Consider the following 1,711-nt stretch of genomic DNA (forward strand, 5'->3'; position numbering starts at 1 on the left):
GAGCATTAATTATACACGTTGTTACCTACTGTAGTGCAAGACTAACCATTGTTAAATCACAGACCAAAGCAGATTATCCAATAAGCAACCGAAAGAGAATGCTAGCCACGACTTAGCTGAGAAACCCAAGAAACCGTTGCATTAGATGAGAGGAAACAAACACAGTAGCATTTAGGTTGCCCAAAGCGATAAACACGAACACCTTTTTTGGAAATAGAACAAATCCGAACGCTAGCGATCATTTGGCAGATAAATCAATTTTCAGTTAGATGTAATATTTATTTTGTTTGATAAAATTCTATATAAATTGAACTCCTCATTTTTCATAGGAAGATTCATTTAAGCCACAGCAAATATAGAAAAGCCACAGAAGCGTTAAGTTCTCCAAAAAAGAAAATAGGGAAGAAGTTGAAAAGAAACCTCTAACGATAAAAGTTAGTAACTCAAGTATGAAATAAAGTAATCATCACGAAAACTGCACTATTGTTGGTAACGGTCTGGTGTAAGCGTCAGTAACGGGAAAGTGCGGGAGTACTTTCCGCTGACGCACCTAATTTAGCAAAACGAGTTGAATTTCCGATTAGGAAATTCAGCCGTTATTGCGCTTACACGTTGTTGTAACACGTTTTTTATTTTTTATTTCCGTGATAATTCGGATTTGATTGAAAATCACCAGTTATTTCTCCTTTTTCATTTACTTTCCAAGCACCTTTTATAAATTCAGCTGGGACTTCCTCTTTTCCTTCGTATTCTTTATCCAGAACGTAAACCCATCCATTAGGATGTTTTTTAGCTTCAGCTAATAATTCAGGTGTTAGGTGTTTTTTATTCATTTCGTTCTTTCAGTCGTTTTATTAAATCAACCAAATGCTGTTCAGAATGTGATTGCATTGAAAACTGAAATTGCCAAAGAGCATCGTCCATACTTGTGTTTTCCATTTTCCACTTCACAACTAATAGGTCTTTGATTATATCAGTCAAATCGTCTAATTCGTCCCCAATTCCGATTTCCACATTCGGTTCCATTTTGTTTGAGTCCAAAACTGAACTATACCAACCAAAATCAGGGAAATTTGCCTTAACATTTTCAAGTATTTTTTTATAATCGAAATCTGGTTCATCTTCATAATCCGTTTCGTCAAATTCAAATTCCGTTTTTAGAAATTCAGAGTAAATTCCAACTAATAGCTTTTTTAAGACATCAACTTTGTCGGTCAATTCCACTTTTGGGTTGATTCCGAATTCGGTGATTTGGTCTATTAGTTTTCTTAATTCACTCAATTTTTAATGGTTTGGTCAAATGTGTTACAACGTGATTGTGTATGATTTGTGCGAATGAAAACGGCAAGTTTTCAGATGAAACAAATCATTTTGTTAAAGGTAGTCTTTTTTCTATGAAAATAAAAAGTGAGCATTAATTATACACGTTGTTACCTACTGTAGTGCAAGACGAACCATTGATAAATCACAGACCAAAGCAGATTGTCCAATTAGCAACCGAAAGAGAATGCTAGCCAAGACTTAGCAGAGAAACCCAAGAAACCGTTGCATTAGATTAGAGGAAACAAACACAGTAGCATTTAGGTTGCCCAAAGCGATAATCACGAACACCTTTTTTGGAATAAGAACAAATCCGAACGCTAGCGAGCATTTGGCAGATAAATCAATTTTCAGTTAGATGTAATATTTATTTTGTTTGATAAAATTCTAT

The 1,711-nt window shown here is 34.7% G+C and carries 2 protein-coding genes; both read right to left on the reverse strand.

Annotated features, from left to right (window positions below):
* Positions 1-629 precede the first annotated feature (629 nt).
* Positions 630-833 (reverse strand): hypothetical protein, encoded by a 204-nt coding sequence (locus tag ACP15M_RS14535; protein ID WP_425077923.1) that lies wholly within the window; start codon positions 831-833, stop codon positions 630-632.
* The gene (locus tag ACP15M_RS14540) at positions 826-1,281 is read right to left on the reverse strand and encodes a DUF5063 domain-containing protein (protein ID WP_425077924.1); all 456 of its coding nucleotides are present in this window, start codon (positions 1,279-1,281) and stop codon (positions 826-828) included. Before ACP15M_RS14540 ends, ACP15M_RS14535 begins: the two co-directional genes overlap by 8 nt.
* Positions 1,282-1,711: the final 430 nt, after the last annotated feature.

It is taken from the genome of Psychroserpens sp. S379A (assembly GCF_049800755.1).
Taxonomy (GTDB): domain Bacteria; phylum Bacteroidota; class Bacteroidia; order Flavobacteriales; family Flavobacteriaceae; genus Psychroserpens.

What these genes read in the sequence shown, in the direction of transcription:
- ACP15M_RS14535 (WP_425077923.1), bottom strand. Translation starts at nt 833, where the DNA reads ATGAATAAAAAACACCTAACACCTGAATTATTAGCTGAAGCTAAAAAA.